Origin of the sequence: Paenibacillus pseudetheri (assembly GCF_924513355.1) — a bacterium.
In the GTDB taxonomy this organism is placed as follows: domain Bacteria; phylum Bacillota; class Bacilli; order Paenibacillales; family Paenibacillaceae; genus Paenibacillus_AQ; species Paenibacillus_AQ pseudetheri.
In genome coordinates this window covers 1-15,179 of the sequence record NZ_CAKMAB010000062.1, presented here as the reverse complement: position 1 = coordinate 15,179, position 15,179 = coordinate 1, and the positions used below count along the sequence as shown (strand labels likewise).

Here is a 15,179-nt window from a genome sequence, read left to right as displayed (position 1 = left end):
AGAACGGCTTGGTAGCTTGTTCTGGCGTCATTCCTTTATTCAATAATCGTAGAAACCTTAAACATGGAAGGATTGAATGGTATGAATGCCGGATGGAGTGAGAGGCTTAAACGAAACGGATTCGGCTGGGGACTTGTGTTGCCTTCGCTGCTCTTTATTTGTTTGTTTACTTATTACCCTATGTTTAAATCGTTCTGGCTTAGCTTTTATGAGAAAAATTTGGCGACTCCTGAGCCTTTGTTCATCGGTTTTGACAATTACGTTAATCTATTGCACGACACTGTCTTTATAAAGGTGTTCAGTAACAATATATGGTTCGCCATTGGCACAGTACCCACTTCATTAGCTTTGGCTTTCTTGATGGCACTGTTTGCCGACAAGGCGATAAAAGGGCGGGGACTGGCACGTCTTTCATTTTTCTATCCGAATATGATCCCGATGATCGCTGTGGCGAACATCTGGTTGTTTCTGTATACCCCTCATTTTGGGCTCTTTGCCAGACTGGCTTCATGGATCGCGGATCAGCCTGTGAATTTGCTGGGAACACCTGATACGGTGATGGGCGCATTAGTCATCATGATGATTTGGAAAGAAGCCGGATATTTTATGATTTTTTACTTAGCAGGAATGCAGCAAATTCCCAAGGATTTATATGAAGCCGCTGCAGTAAGCGGAGTCGGTACGTTCACTTCCATCCGCAGAATTACAATTCCGCTCACAATGCCGACTACGTTGTTTGTGGCCGTAGTGGCGATAACGAATTCTTTTAAGCTGGTTGACCATCTCTGGATTATGACAAAGGGCGGTCCGAATAATTCGAGCAATATGCTGCTTTATTATATCTATGAGTCGACCTTTAATTTTTATGATCAAGGGATGGCCGCATCAATGACAGTGGTCATGATCGTGCTGCTCCTCCTTATTTCTTCCCTGCAGTTTTTTGGCTGGGATCGGAAAATCCATTATGAATAGGAGGTGGAATCCATGGAGGATAATCCACTAAAGCTGCCCTTAGTATTAAGGCAGAATACACGCAAAGCTTTAGAAGAGGAGCGCAGGCTGAACTCCGAAAGAACGAAGCGCCGAATCCAGCAGATACTGTGGCATGCGGTTGGATTTTCTTTTGCCGCGGTCTGGATCATTCCCTTCTTATGGGTGGTCAGAACGGCTTTTCTACCCAAAGATGTCGCTATTGATTCGGGATGGTCTTGGGGCTTTACGTTTGAGAATTTGATTCATGTTTGGAATGGAGCGCCTTTTGGACGATTTTTCATGAATACATTGCTGGTGTGCGGTGTTGTACTTGCTGTGCAACTCGTTACAATGACGATGGCTGCTTATGCGTTCGCACGGGTACGATTCGCCTTGAAAGATCTGTTATTCATGTTATTTTTGGTACAAATTATGGTGCCGCCAGATGTTCTTATCTTTTCCAACTATCAGGTGTTGAACGAAATGGGTCTGCTGGATACCAAGCTGGGGATAATGTTACCTTACTTTGCCTCCTCTTTTGGAGTTTTTCTGTTAAGGCAATCCTTCAAGCAATTACCCTATGAGCTGGATGAAGCTGCCCGGGTAGAAGGCGCTTCACGCCTGCATATTCTTTCTAAAATCTATGTCCCACTGTCACGCCCGATTTATGTGTCCTTTGCGATCGTGTCTGTCAGCTTTCATTGGAATGATTTCTTGTGGCCCCTAATTGTAACCAATTCGGAGGAGAATCGCTTATTAACTGTAGGCTTGGCGATGTTCGCAAAAGCCACGGAATCTGGTGCACAATGGTCTGATGTTTGTGCGGCTACATTGATTGTGTCGGCCCCCTTAATGATTGGGTTTTTATTGTTCCAGCGGCAAGTGATAGGTAGTTTTATGAGCTCTGGCATTAAAGGTTAGGAGGAGGCATTTATGAGGCTGGCGATTATCGGGGACTTACATTATCCGGACGAATTGTTAAACAACAAGGTTTTGATTAAAGAGGCACGAGATGCTTTTTATGAGCAATTTATGAATCTATTCTTGTCCATCCCAGCCGATTATCATATTTCTGTGGGAGATATGGTGCATGCGGGAGAATTTAGCGAATTTAACTATATCATGGGTAAGATTAAGGACAGCAAGCATTCCAGGCGTTTTCTACATGTTCTTGGTAATCATGATACGTACACTTATCCTAAGGAAGAAATCCTTTCAGTCACTCGGCAGCAGCGATATAGTGTTATTGAAGAGACGAATGCGATCATTATTTTGCTGGATACCGCACGGGAAAATCGTGACGATTGGAGCGGAACGCTTGATGATGAACAACTAGGATGGCTCAAAGCACAAATGAACCGGAAATCGGAAAAGCCTTTATTCGTCTTCGGTCATCATCCCTTGTATAATACGACGGCTAGATCAACTGAGCCAATGATGTCACTGGATCCCAGCTTGGATATTTGGCCGATATTGAAGCAATGGCAAGGTGTGGGTTTCTATTTCAACGGCCATAATCATGTACATTCTATCGTTAGAAAAGAAAACTGGCATTTCATTCAAACGGCCTCCATCCTGGATATCCCTGCTGCTCGAATCCTTACTGTGCTTGAAGATGAAATCAGGTTAGAAATGGTGAATCTGGCCAGTGAGCAATTGAATAAATGGTCTTCATTATTTACCTTCAGCATTTTTGATTATGAAAAATATCCGCAGGCTGAAGGGGAGACAAGAGATCAAGAACTAATCATCAATCGACTTCAAATGGATAGAAAGCAGGTGGACCAGCAATGAATCGTCAGCCAGTAAGATTAGCGATCGTAGGTGGGAATCGCGGAGCCAGTTTTATGAATGCACTATACTCGCTATCGGATCGGATACATCTGACCGCCACTTGTGACTTGAATGAGTGGGTGCTTAACCAATGGAAAGAGAAATTCCCGGAAATCCGAACGTATCGGGATTATCATGAAATGTTAAAAGATTCGGCAATAGATGCGGTGTTTATCTTAAGCCCCATGCATTTGCATGCCAGACAATCTATTGATGCTTTAAAAGCGGGTAAGCATGTCCTAAGCGAAGTGATTTCGATCCAATCTTTAGAGGAAGCTTGGGAGCTTATCGAAACTGTAGAACAAACTGGACTTAAATATATGATGTCTGAAAATTACTGCTTCTCGCGCTCAAATCTGACGATTAAACATATGGCGGATCAAGGCATGTTCGGTGAAATTACTTATCTGGAAGGCGGATATATCCATGATTTACGTCATTTGACTCATCATCCGGATGGTTCTCTGACTTGGCGGGGGCAATTACATCAGCAGTATAACGGGATCAATTATCCGACGCATTCTATAGGGCCAGTAGCACAATGGATTAACCTCAATAAGCCTGAGGGTGATCGATTTAAAAGCGTCTCATCTTTTGTATCCAAATCTAGATCCTTACAATATTATTTCGGAGAGCATTATGGAAAAGATCACCCAGCAGCACGGGAGGGATTCTGGCGGCAAGGGGATAGTGCGGTTGCGGTCATTCAAACGGAAAAGGGTGTACTGATTGAACTGCGTGTAGACTGGTCCTCCGTTAGACCGCATAATAAAACTCATTATTTGCTGCAAGGAACTGAGGGAGCGTATATTACGGGCCGCCATCAGTACGAAGAGGATTTGATCTGGTTCAAGAATCTCTCGCCCAAAAATATTGCGGATGGAGAGGAAATGTGGGAGCCTTTAAGCAGTTATCAACCGCTTTATGATCACCCAACATGGATGAAATGGGGCGAATATGCCGCTGGGACGAAACATGGCGGAGGCGATTTTATGGTGCTTGAGGAATTTATTTCTGCCATTCAGGAGGAACGAACCCCTTCAGTGGATGTATATGATGCCGTTACTTGGAGCTCAGTGTTTACATTGTCTATGGAATCTGTAGAGAATGGTGGGAAAGCAATAGCCTTTCCTGATTTTAGAACGAGAGTGAGGAATTGACGGTGGATCAGGCCCTTTCCAAACTTGTAATGAAAAAAGAAATGCTGTCCGACTTGCCTGTTTTTCACTGTCCTGCCGGATATCTAATTCGTCATTTCGAGCCGGATGATGAACGGAACTGGGAAGAGCTTATACGCCATTCTTTTACAAGGGAAGTTAAATTTGCTCATAAAATCAGTGATCATGTACCCTTGTATTCGGATCGCTTGTTGTTCATTTGCCGCGGGGATCAACCTGTAGCTACTGCTACGGCCTGGGAGTCGGGTAGTGAGGACAATAAGAACTGGTACTTGCATATGGTTGGAGTGCTTCCAGAATATTCTGGTAAAGGTCTCGGTTATGCTGTGAGTCTAGCTGTCTTGCACAAAATAAGAGATTCAGGGGGAACGGCGGCATGTTTAGAAACCGATGATTTCAGACTGCCCGCCATCCGCATTTATTTGAAATTAGGATTTCAGCCTGTGTACTTGGATGAAAGCCATCCTGGAAGATGGGAACGAATCCTGCAAAGGCTTTGAATTTGTTGATAATTAGGGGGGCTTCATGCCCCTTATTCATGTTGGAGCTTCAGAAGGGCCGCATCCAAAATTTAAGTTGTCGTTAAGAAGTATTCCTGCTATAGTCATACTGACTTATTAAATGTATTTAATAAGTCAGTATGACTATAGGTGGGAGAGCCATGGCAAGTGATAAAAGACTTCCTTCACAGCAACTCAAATCCGAAATTATTCGGAATATCCGAACAGCATTATTAGAATTAGGAAGGGCTACGAAGGCGGAGTTAAGTCAAAGATTACAATACAGTTTTCCAACGATCAGTAAATTTCTAATGCAGATGGAAGAGACTGGGGAAGTAACGATCATTGGCCTTGATGAGTCTAGTGGAGGAAGAAGGGCAATAAGATATGCCTATAATCCGAATTATCGATTAGGGATGGCTATTTTTTTGGAAAAAAATGAAACAAACTATACGATCTATAATTGCATTGGCGATGTTGTAAAAGAAGGAAATTTACCTAGTATTCTTGAGGAAGACGTTAGTACACTGGTCTCGCTTATCGAAGTTGAAAAAAAGGCCAATCCCAAGATTCAATCTGTGGCGATTGGTGTTCCAGGTGCGGTGAAACATGGGAAGATTTTTCTGATCCCGGGTTATGCGAAATATCAGAATCTAGATTTGAAAAGATGTATAGAAGATCGGCTCACTATCCCGACAATTGTGGAAAATGATATGAATGCCGCTGTAATCGGTTATATGGCGCAAAGAAATTTGAAGGAGAATATTTCTCTGATGTATCTGTATTTAGGGAAAAACGGACCTGGAGCTGGGATAGCGGTTAATGGTGAAATTGTTCGGGGAAAGACGTTTTTTTCAGGGGAAGTTCAATATATGCCCCAGTATGACAATAGAAATTTCATAGAAGCATTAACTGGAGATCAAGGTGGATCAAGCATGCAGTCGGATCATAAAGTAGATGCGATTAGTCGGTTAGTGGCTACTATGACCTCTATTTTGAATCCGCATTATATTATTTTTTGTGAGGATGAATTAGCTCCAGCTATGCTTAATCAAATCGCTGAGCGAACTGCTACATACGTTCCTAAGGAACATCTTCCGGAATTAGCGGTAAGTGACTTGAAGCGTGATTATCTGAATGGATTACAAAGTCTTGGATTAGGTTTATTAGTTTCACAACAAATAGATTAGAACCATTAAGGAGATAACGATGGCTACTTTTTTTCTTATTATTATTTATTTAGCATTTATTAGTTTAGGACTGCCAGATTCATTGCTTGGATCCGCATGGCCGGTAATGAGAATAGACTTAAATGCCTCATTAGGTACTGCTGGAATCCTTTCGATGGTTATTGCAGTAGGCACAATTGTCTCCAGTTTGATGAGTGGTACAATCCTTAAACGTTTTGGTACGGGAAAAGTGACCCTTGTAAGCTGTATTATGACGGCTATAGCTTTATTTGGTTTTGCATGGTCACCTTCGTTAGTATGGCTAATTGTTGCTGCGATTCCACTCGGTTTAGGTGCGGGATCTGTAGATGCCGGATTAAACAGTTATGTTGCTACGCACTATAAAGCCCATCATATGAGTTGGTTACATTGTTTCTGGGGAGTGGGCGCGACGCTGGGGCCGATTATTATGGGTTCTTTTATCTCTGGTGAAGGTCTATGGCGAAAAGGTTATCTTACGGTTGCTTATATTCAATTGAGCTTAGTTGTTATTCTCTTCGTTACGCTGCCTTTATGGGATAGAGTGGCTGGAAACAATAGCAACCCGGACGCTGATAGCGAACATGAGCTCAATCATCCGGAGCTAGAGCAAGCTGCAGAGAACACAAAACCTTGGAAACTAAGAGGAGTTAAACTTGCGATGTTAACCTTCTTATTTTATTCTGCCATCGAAACGAGTATGGGGTTATGGGGGAGTAGCTTTCTAGTAAATATCAAAGACATCCCTGCATCCACTGCAGCGACATGGGTGTCGGTATTTTATCTAGGGATTACCTTCGGCAGAATGGTGACGGGCTTCATTACGTTTAGAATGAGTAATAAACAGCTAATTCGATATGGCCAACTCATTGCTTTAATCGGTACAGTGCTGTTAGTATTACCACTTCCCACTATAGTTTCACTGGTAGGATTTATGATTATAGGTCTGGGGCTAGCCCCCATTTTTCCATGTATGCTACATGAAACTCCTGTACGTTTCGGGAAGAAGCATGCCCAGTCGATAATGGGCTTTCAGATGGCAACGGCTTATACCGGTACCACGCTGATCCCGCCTTTTATCGGCTTACTGGCCTCGAATTTCACGCTGGGTATTTTCCCTGCGATGATCGTTTTTTTCGCTATCGTTATGCTCTTATGTACAGAAAAGCTTAATAAATACTCAGCTAAAGTAAATGTAGGTTAAATTTGAAATGAATATATTACGGACTTACCCCTCATATATATAGATGTAGAAGGGGGGGACCGTAATGTGGTTGTTAATGGTTATAGGCGTTGGATGTCTCTCCGGTTTTATTTTGTTCAGAAAAAATATCTTGACCACTTATCACGAGCCTATTCATGGACCGGAGAAATTGTCCATCATCATACCTGCAAGGAATGAAGAATATAATTTGCGCTTTCTACTCGATTCACTTCAGTCTCAGACACTTACACCCTATGAAATTATTGTGGTGGATGACTTCTCGGAGGATCGGACCAAAGAAATTGCCGAAAGCTATGGGATTAAGGTTATTGCGAACAGCAGTCTCCCTGAGGGGTGGACGGGTAAGAGCTGGGCAGTATGGAATGGATATTTACAGGCCTCGGGCGATATTTTTGCTTTTCTGGATGCGGATATCCGATTAAAGCCTAACGCTCTGACCTCATTATTAAAAGCAAGGGAGCTATCGAAAGGTGTCATTTCGGTAGTTCCTTTTCATCATACAGAAAAGCTGTTTGAGAAGCTGGCCTTAATCATGAATATGCTGGGGATCTTCACGTTCACCTCGGTTTTTGAAAGGAATAACGCCAAAAAAGGGCTGTACGGCTCGTGTATTCTAGCATTAAGGCAGGATTATGAAAAAGTTAATGGTCATTATAGCATTAGATCTGAAGTGCTGGATGATTTATCTCTAGGAGAAAAGTTTATTGCGGCGGGTATTCCAATCACCAATTATATCGGGTATGGCTTAGTATCGTTTCGCATGTATCCGAAGGGAATCAAAAGTGAAATTGAAGGGTTCAGTAAAGGGGCTGTCTTAAGCACTTCAACGATAAGTCCGCGGACAATCATTCCAATCGCGCTTTGGGTGATCGGACTCATCATTTCAGAAACCGTGTTTATTTTTGCGAATACTTCATGGTTTATGCCTTTATTGATCGGTTATCTCCTTTATATGTTCCAGCTCTTTTATTTTATAAAATATGTAGGTGTATTTGGGATCATTATTCCTGTATTTCACGTGGTGGCAACTGTTTTCTTTATCTTAATCATGTTGTATTCGATTTATCAGGTTGTTTTTCTGAGGCATGTAAGCTGGAAAGGAAGGCATATCCAGGTGGGAGGCCATAGGGACTAATGATCATATTGTGGGTCGCGGGTTTATTTTTGTCGGGATCTCTTATGTTTTCCTATTGGCTTGGTCTAGCGCGTAAAAGGAACCTGAAAGACATTGGCGACGGTAATCCGGGGGCTTTGAATCTATGGAAGTCGTCAGGCTATAAATTCGGCATTTTGGGGATTATCTTGGATTTTTTAAAAGGGTATCTACCCCTTGTATGGGTAATGGGAAGTCATTATAGTCAGGGGTATTTCATTATTCCGTTAGCCTTAGCTCCCATTGCGGGTCATGCCTTCTCTCCCTTTCTTAAAGGAAAAGGAGGGAAGGCAATTGCCGTAACCTTTGGAGTATGGAGTGCATTGACAGGATTCAAAGCTTCTTTAGCGCTAGCGGTCATATTAGCAGTGCTGAAAATGCTCAGCAGTTGGTACAAGATAAGCAGATATTCACCTGTATCGGATGGTGTGCAAGTGGTTTGCGGAATGCTGCTTCTTTCCGTTTTTTTGTACATTAGTAATTGGTCTGCTCCTATCTTATTGGTATGGTTTGGGAGTTTTGTGATCCTTGTGTATACGCACAGGTTAGAATGGATTGTATGGATGAGGAAGTATTCATCAAGGAAACGAAAAGGAACATAATAAAGGCTTGGTATAAACGAGGGTGTCCCAGCAGCTTTCCGCATAGCTGTTGAGACACCCTTGTTTGGTGAAGCAGTAGCTTCGTCTTTCTAATAATAGTGTTCTAGGATTGAGGATTTACGCTAAAAGAAGGATTGTGGCAGTGGCAAGGACAACAATAAACGACTTATCAAAAGCTGATTGTGTGGCTTCAACGAGCGGGGATCCAACGGCAGTAGGCATATACTCTGCGGCTAGAAGAGCCTCGTCAAGGCTGTCGCGAACGATCGGCGGGACTGTTAGTCCATCAGGGAGAACTAATGATGCTGTATAAATGAATGACGAAAGACTGCCCAGAAGCGTAATACTTAGGGTGCTACCGAGTTCGAACGATACTCCCTCTTTAGATGCGGCCATGCCAGCTTTTTCGACGGGGACATTTAGTATGATTGAATTTGAAGCGGTAGTCCAACCCAAAGATAGTAAGTCCCATAACGAAGAGTTTTTTATGCCCAAGACGATCGCCTAGTGTGCCTAGACCGAGCAATAATCCTGCTATCGTTATTATTCCTACAAGCAGTTTTATACCTTCTTGAATGAAATCAAAGAATATATAAAAGATCAAAACACATTGCATTTTTTATCCATGCTTATGCAAAAACAGCGCAGTTGGTTGATGAACAAAGAAAGTTAGAGCGCGCATGCAGAGGCTTTTGCAAGAGCTATAGATAATACGAATACGAATTGTGCGCTCTGTGTTAATTGTGGAGAACCCTGGGTGGAGGAGTGTAATGAAGAGTGTTTTATTACGGTTAGACTCTCGAAGGAGATGGTTGTACATTTGCTGAACTACTTGAATAACAAATGATCAATTAGGGGAATATGTAAATTGACATAACACCAAATGGTGTTATAATAAAAATGAAACCAAAAGGTGTTATATTAAAATGAATTTTGGAGGCCGTTTATGCAAACTCAAGGACCACTACAAGACATTCGTCAAACAATTACACTCAATGCGCCAATTGAAAAAGTATGGAAATCCGTTTCCACTGCTGAAGGAATAGCTGCCTGGTGGATGCCAAGTACATTCGAGCCAGTGGTAGGTCATGAGTTCATTCTACATGCTGGACAATTCGGGGATTCCCCTTGTAAAGTTACAGAGATTGATGAGCCGAACCGTGTTGGTTTTAATTGGGGGAAGGATTGGCATCTTGCTTTTGAACTGAAAGAAATTGATGGGAAGACGGAGTTCACCGTGATCCATTCGGGATGGGACCCTGAAAAGGTAACTGAATTTGGTCAACCGCATCCAATTGTTCGTGGCTTTATGAACGGCGGCTGGGAGAAAATCGTCCAAGAAAAACTTCCTGCTTATATCGAGGCTTAAGATGCCAGTCGCTGAATCTGGACATGATGTATTTCAAGCGATAGCAGATCCTACCCGTCGAAGTCTGCTAAAGCTGCTTGCTAATAAGGAAATGTCCATAGCATCCATCTCGGAATGCTATCCGATCAGCCGAACCGCTGTTAGCAAGCATTTACAAGTATTGTCCGATGCGCAACTTGTTAGCAGTCAGAAAGTCGGTCGGGAGACTCGGTACAAGCTTCAGCCAGAGCCTTTACTGGAGCTTCAAGATTGGCTTGCCTTTTTTGAACAATACTGGGCTAATAAATTGCTTGCGCTCAAAGAATATGTTGAGGCTGACTCAGACGAAAAGTGATAAACCGGGAAGCGTGGATCGCGCTGCCCGGTTTTTTTGTTTGTTTTCATAGAAAATAAATAAATGGATAAGTTTAACTCAGTATAAACCTTCGTTTAAATTCAGTTTATAAATGACGTTTATCATCACAATATAATCTGAAACGTTGGAGGAATTACAATGGTGCATGTACAGAACAAAATCATTTCACCAGACGATCATGAGTGGGCCGTCGAGGCGCGTGGATTGGTCAAAACTTTTGGTGACAATCGTGCGGTGGATGGGGTGGATTTAAACGTAAAAGCAGGTACGATCTATGGAGTTCTTGGCCCAAATGGAGCCGGAAAAACTACTGTCATTCGGATGCTGGCGACTTTACTTCGCCCTGATGCAGGTTCAGCGCGAATCTTCGGACATGATGTAATGAAGGAATCGCAGATAGTGCGGCAATTAATTGGTGTGACAGGACAATACGCCTCAGTCGATGAGTCACTTAGTGCTACGGAAAATTTAGTCATCTTCTCGCGTTTGTTAGGGTTAGGCCGTGCGGAGGCACGACAAAAAGCTACTGAACTGCTTGAAGAGTTTGGTTTGACTGAGGCGGCTAAGCGTCCACTAAGAAATTTCTCTGGTGGTATGCGTCGTCGTCTGGATCTGGCAGCTAGTCTCATTGCTCAGCCCCCGTTGATCTTCTTGGATGAACCAACTACAGGGCTTGACCCGCGTACACGCTCACAGATGTGGGATACGATTCGCCGGTTGGTGAATACAGGGTCAACAGTTCTTTTAACAACGCAGTACCTTGAAGAAGCAGATCAACTAGCAGACCGGGTGGCAGTTATTGACCGTGGGCAAGTCGTCGCTGAGGGCACTGTGGATGAGCTGAAGTCATCCGTGGGTACCACATCCTTACTATTGAAGGTCCGAGAGTTAAAGGATATCAAGCAAGCTCGTCAGCTTATAGAACATGTTCTGCATGTACAATCCAATGTGTCTTCCTTGGAGGAAGGGCAGATTTCTGCACCGATGGCGAACGCGGATCTAGTGACTGACCTACTTATTGCTCTTCGCGAAGCAGGCATTCCACTCTCAGAGGTGAGTGTGCAGAAACCAACACTTGATGAAGTATTCTTAACAATTACGGGTCAAGGTGTTACAGATGAAGCTTCAAATGCGTCTAGGCAGTCAAACAAGAAGGAGGCAGTAAGAGTATGAATACGAGAACTTCTGCAATAAACTCAGGAACTACAAGACATTTGAAAAACCATACGAGCCTCAGACAGAGTATACGAAATTCATTGACAATGGCGTATAGAGGTGTACTAAAAATTCGACGTACACCTGAGCAATTGTTCGACGTTACGCTTCAGCCTATTATTTTTACTCTGATGTTCACCTATATATTTGGTGGAGCCATCTCTGGTGACATTGCTAGCTATTTGCCTGTTATCATTCCTGGTATTCTCGTTCAGACCGTAATTACTACTTCGATCGTTACTGGAGTTCAATTACGTGAGGATATGGATAAAGGTGTGTTTGACCGGTTTAAATCACTGCCAATTGCAAGGATAGCTCCGTTAGCAGGTGCTCTATTAGCAGATACGATTCGGTATACGATAGCGACTGTGCTCACTTTCACGATGGGCTATATTATGGGATTACGGCCTGAGGGAGGGCTGGGGCATGTTGCTATCGCGGCACTTCTTGTTATTGTCTGTGCTTGGTCGATTAGCTGGATCTTTGCTTTCTTTGGTGTCATTGCAAGGACAGCCTCAAGTGTACAAGGGATCTCGATGATTGTGTTGTTCCCGCTTACGTTTCTATCTAACGCATTCGTACCTGTGGATACAATGCCTAGCTGGCTTCAATGGTTTGTTAAAGTCAATCCGATCTCACATTTGGTGTCCGCTGTCCGGCAGCTGACTAACAATGGAACCGTAGGCTGGGATTTCGTAATCTCTCTGATCGGAGCAGCTGTCATCGTGGCAATTTTTGCACCAATTACAGTCCGTGCTTATATGCGCCGAACATAATATGAAATGAAAAAACGGCAGAAATGCCGTTTTTTTGTATTAGCCGCAAAAAAACCACTTTTTTTTAAATATCGCTTCTAAAGAACGTATGAATTAAATTGGATACTGATCTATCATACAATGTTTTAGCAGTTTCCTCATTTTGAATATGTCCCCCCAAATGCAAATGAATGACGCCATGCAATGACGCCCACACCAGGTTCACAACAAGGAGGGGGTCCTTCTCGGCAATAATCCCTTGTTCGATGGCTTCTGTAATAAGTGCTATCACTTGTTGTAAAGCCGTAAAGATAGCATGTAAACTTTCCTCCTCCGGTTTGAATTCGCTAAAGGCCCCTCCGAACATAACCATATAATAGCTGGTATGATTCCGTGAGAAATCCCAATAAGCTTGTCCAAGATCGCGAAGATATAATTTTAGATTGTCTTGTTTTGGAACTGCTTGAAAGGCAGCAGCCAACAATTTACATCCTTGGAGAAAAAGCTCCTTCGCTAAACCTTCCTTGTTTCCAAACAAGTTATAAATGATTTTTGTGGGACATTCCATTTTTTCAGCAACCTTGCGAATGGTTACACCTTCGGGTCCAGATTCATGCATAATGGCCGCAGCGGCTTCGATAATGTTCAGTCTTAATATTTCTGCATGCTGTAGTTTTGCTTTTGGGTAGGTTGTAACGGATTGAGCATTTATAGAAGATATTTTGGACGATTTTTGCATGTAGTTTCACTTCCTTAGAACTTTACTTTAGCTTTTTTCAAATAGTTGTTACTTCTAAACCTTATTTTACTGATGTAGAAGAGAAATAGCCAATAATTAAATGTAGAACTTTATTTGACATCATAACCCCACTCGGATACAATGATTCATATTGAAACAGTGTTTCTAAATACTCATTAAAGGGAGAGATGATAACAATGATACCGATTCAAAATAAATGGACGTTGATTACAGGAGCTTCTTCGGGTATAGGCGAAGCGTTTGCTCGTGAATTTGCAGCCAAGGGAAGTCACTTGATATTAGTCGCACGTTCAGAAGATAAATTGATTGCTTTAGCGGAAAAATTAAAAAGAGAATATCGTATTCAAGCGGAGGTTTTAGTTGCTGATTTATCGCAAGAAGGTTCCCCTGACAGGCTCTATCAACAATGTGTGGAACGAGGTTTGAACGTTGATATTCTTATCAATAATGCAGGTTTTGCTACGTATGGGTTTTTTGAGCAACTTTCTGGTCCAAGACAACATGAAGAGGTGATGCTCAATGTTTTGGCTGTTGTAGATCTGACCCATTTGTTTTTGCCAGATATGTTAAAAAGAAAAAGCGGAGTGATTATAAACGTTGCTTCAACAGCAGCATTTCAACCTCTCCCTAATATGGCTGTATATGGAGCGACAAAAGCTTTTGTATTATCATTTACACAAGCGCTATGGGAGGAAAATCGAAAACGGGGCGTACAATTTCTTGCATTATGTCCGGGGTCTACGGAAACAGAATTTTTTAATGTTGTGGGAGCCGATGAAGCATCGGTAGGGAAGCGAGATACTCCGGAAAATGTAGTTCAAGTGGCTCTCCGATCGCTTCAGGCTAAAAAAGTATTTGCTGTACCAGGATTTGCAAACTATATTTCAGCTCAATTGTCACGTTTTTTCACACGTAAACAAATGCTTTATTTTGTTGGACGTATGCTCCGTACTAGACATTAATAAGTCAACATTTTGCTTCGATGAAGTAAACACAGTGGTTGTCGCTGAACTTTTTAAAAGTTAATTGCCTAGCTCCGAATTCTAACCCTACTTCTTCATGTCCTTCGATGGTAATATGATATAAAACTAGAATGATGCACATAGAAAGGGCGACAGTATGAGAAACTATCTAATTTTGGGGGCAAGTAAAGGTCTGGGAGATGCATTTGTGAAAGGTTTGCCTGAGTCTGGTGATCAAGTGTGGATCGTTTCCAGAAGCAGACCGGGCAGTCTGGATCTTAATGATGGCATACAGCGGAAATGGATTGCAGTCGATCTATCGCAGCCGGATGCCGCACAAGTCTTATCAAAGAGTATTCAAACAGAGAAGATTGATATTCTAGTTTATAACGTGGGTATTTGGGAGAAAGAAGGTTTTGAGTCCCACTATACTTTTGACAAGGATGAGACGAGTGACATTGCCAACATTATTAATGTGAATATAACTTCAACAATTACCTGCATACAGGCTGTACTGCCTAATCTTCGCCAATCGGAAGCAGGAAAAATTATTCTAATTGGTTCGACAGCAGGACTTGAACATACCAATAATGCCCAGGTATCATTTGTAGCTTCCAAGTTCGGTCTACGTGGCATTACTCATGCTTTGCGTGAGCATGTTCGTAAGGATGGTATTGCAGTTACTTGCGTGAATCCGGGTGAGCTGGCAGCAGAAATTCCTTATGAGGATGGCGCGGAAAAGGCGATTGCAGAATATAGCGGCACAAGAATTCCTGTTCAGGACATTGTCTCCATTGTGAAATGTATTGTTAACCTCTCTAGCGCTTCCTGTGTCAAAGAAATCTATATTCCAGCAATGGCAGATTTGAATGCATAATAAACCTTAAATGTCCCGCACAGAAATTAAAATAAGACGCTATTTATGGATTGAAGTGCTCCATGTCAAGTGGACAGTGTAAAAAACAAAAATAGTTAGTTTAGATACCTCAGCTCGTATTACCAGAGCTGAGGTATCTTCGTTATGCAGCACGTCGGTATTCGTTAGGTGACAAGCCATCCAAACATTCTACGTAGCGGTAATTATTATAGTAG

General features: G+C 42.4%; 17 protein-coding genes. 15 read left to right on the top strand and 2 right to left on the bottom strand.

Annotated elements, in window-relative coordinates:
* Nucleotides 1–81 precede the first annotated feature (81 nt).
* From L1028_RS29425 to L1028_RS29385, 9 genes are all read left to right on the top strand, one after another.
* The gene (locus L1028_RS29425) at nt 82–972 is read left to right on the top strand and encodes a carbohydrate ABC transporter permease (RefSeq protein WP_234541675.1); all 891 of its coding nucleotides are present in this window, start codon (nt 82–84) and stop codon (nt 970–972) included.
* A 12-nt stretch (nt 973–984) separates the two neighbouring features.
* Nucleotides 985–1,893 carry a carbohydrate ABC transporter permease gene (locus tag L1028_RS29420; protein ID WP_234541674.1) on the top strand — a complete coding sequence of 303 codons (909 nt, stop codon included), beginning with the start codon at nt 985–987 and terminating at the stop codon, nt 1,891–1,893.
* A 12-nt stretch (nt 1,894–1,905) separates the two neighbouring features.
* A complete protein-coding gene (locus tag L1028_RS29415; protein ID WP_234541673.1) occupies nt 1,906–2,766 on the top strand; it encodes a metallophosphoesterase family protein in 861 nt (286 codons plus the stop codon).
* Nucleotides 2,763–3,965, top strand: coding sequence for a Gfo/Idh/MocA family protein (locus L1028_RS29410; protein WP_234541672.1), 1,203 nt, complete (start codon nt 2,763–2,765; stop codon nt 3,963–3,965). Before L1028_RS29415 ends, L1028_RS29410 begins: the two co-directional genes overlap by 4 nt.
* Nucleotides 3,966–3,994: 29 nt before the next feature.
* On the top strand, nt 3,995–4,483 hold the full coding sequence (locus L1028_RS29405) for a GNAT family N-acetyltransferase (protein ID WP_234541671.1): 489 nt from the start codon (nt 3,995–3,997) through the stop codon (nt 4,481–4,483).
* Between the two features lie 161 nt (nt 4,484–4,644).
* Nucleotides 4,645–5,673: an ROK family transcriptional regulator gene (locus tag L1028_RS29400; RefSeq protein ID WP_234541670.1), complete on the top strand. Its 1,029-nt coding sequence runs from the start codon at nt 4,645–4,647 to the stop codon at nt 5,671–5,673.
* A gap of 19 nt (nt 5,674–5,692) precedes the next feature.
* Nucleotides 5,693–6,895, top strand: a complete 1,203-nt coding sequence (locus tag L1028_RS29395) for an MFS transporter (protein WP_234541669.1) — start codon at nt 5,693–5,695, stop codon at nt 6,893–6,895.
* Nucleotides 6,896–6,959: 64 nt separating this feature from the next.
* Nucleotides 6,960–8,051, top strand: coding sequence for a glycosyltransferase family 2 protein (locus L1028_RS29390; protein ID WP_234541668.1), 1,092 nt, complete (start codon nt 6,960–6,962; stop codon nt 8,049–8,051).
* A complete protein-coding gene (locus tag L1028_RS29385) occupies nt 8,051–8,671 on the top strand; it encodes a glycerol-3-phosphate acyltransferase (RefSeq protein ID WP_234541667.1) in 621 nt (206 codons plus the stop codon). The genes L1028_RS29390 and L1028_RS29385 overlap by 1 nt, the downstream gene beginning before the upstream one ends.
* A 117-nt stretch (nt 8,672–8,788) precedes the next feature.
* On the opposite strand, the gene L1028_RS29380 is transcribed toward L1028_RS29385, so the two are convergent.
* Entirely contained in the window at nt 8,789–9,067 is a 279-nt protein-coding gene (locus tag L1028_RS29380) for a hypothetical protein (RefSeq protein ID WP_234541666.1), read from the bottom strand.
* Between the two features lie 550 nt (nt 9,068–9,617).
* Here L1028_RS29380 and L1028_RS29375 point away from each other — a divergent pair.
* From L1028_RS29375 to L1028_RS29360, 4 genes are all read left to right on the top strand, one after another.
* Nucleotides 9,618–10,040, top strand: coding sequence for an SRPBCC family protein (locus L1028_RS29375; RefSeq protein ID WP_234541665.1), 423 nt, complete (start codon nt 9,618–9,620; stop codon nt 10,038–10,040).
* Nucleotide 10,041: 1 nt separating this feature from the next.
* On the top strand, nt 10,042–10,374 hold the full coding sequence (locus L1028_RS29370) for an ArsR/SmtB family transcription factor (RefSeq protein ID WP_234541664.1): 333 nt from the start codon (nt 10,042–10,044) through the stop codon (nt 10,372–10,374).
* A gap of 159 nt (nt 10,375–10,533) precedes the next feature.
* On the top strand, nt 10,534–11,568 hold the full coding sequence (locus L1028_RS29365; RefSeq protein WP_234541662.1) for an ATP-binding cassette domain-containing protein: 1,035 nt from the start codon (nt 10,534–10,536) through the stop codon (nt 11,566–11,568).
* Entirely contained in the window at nt 11,565–12,386 is an 822-nt protein-coding gene (locus tag L1028_RS29360) for an ABC transporter permease (RefSeq protein ID WP_234541660.1), read from the top strand. The genes L1028_RS29365 and L1028_RS29360 overlap by 4 nt, the downstream gene beginning before the upstream one ends.
* A 64-nt stretch (nt 12,387–12,450) precedes the next feature.
* Here L1028_RS29360 and L1028_RS29355 read toward each other — a convergent pair whose 3' ends face one another.
* Entirely contained in the window at nt 12,451–13,104 is a 654-nt protein-coding gene (locus L1028_RS29355; protein WP_234541659.1) for a TetR/AcrR family transcriptional regulator, read from the bottom strand.
* A 197-nt stretch (nt 13,105–13,301) separates the two neighbouring features.
* Between L1028_RS29355 and L1028_RS29350 the strand changes: the two genes are divergently transcribed.
* Together L1028_RS29350 and L1028_RS29345 are read left to right on the top strand one after the other, a co-directional pair.
* Entirely contained in the window at nt 13,302–14,087 is a 786-nt protein-coding gene (locus L1028_RS29350; RefSeq protein ID WP_234541658.1) for an SDR family NAD(P)-dependent oxidoreductase, read from the top strand.
* 157 nt (nt 14,088–14,244) lie between these two features.
* The gene (locus L1028_RS29345) at nt 14,245–14,964 is read left to right on the top strand and encodes an SDR family NAD(P)-dependent oxidoreductase (RefSeq protein WP_234541657.1); all 720 of its coding nucleotides are present in this window, start codon (nt 14,245–14,247) and stop codon (nt 14,962–14,964) included.
* Nucleotides 14,965–15,179: the final 215 nt, after the last annotated feature.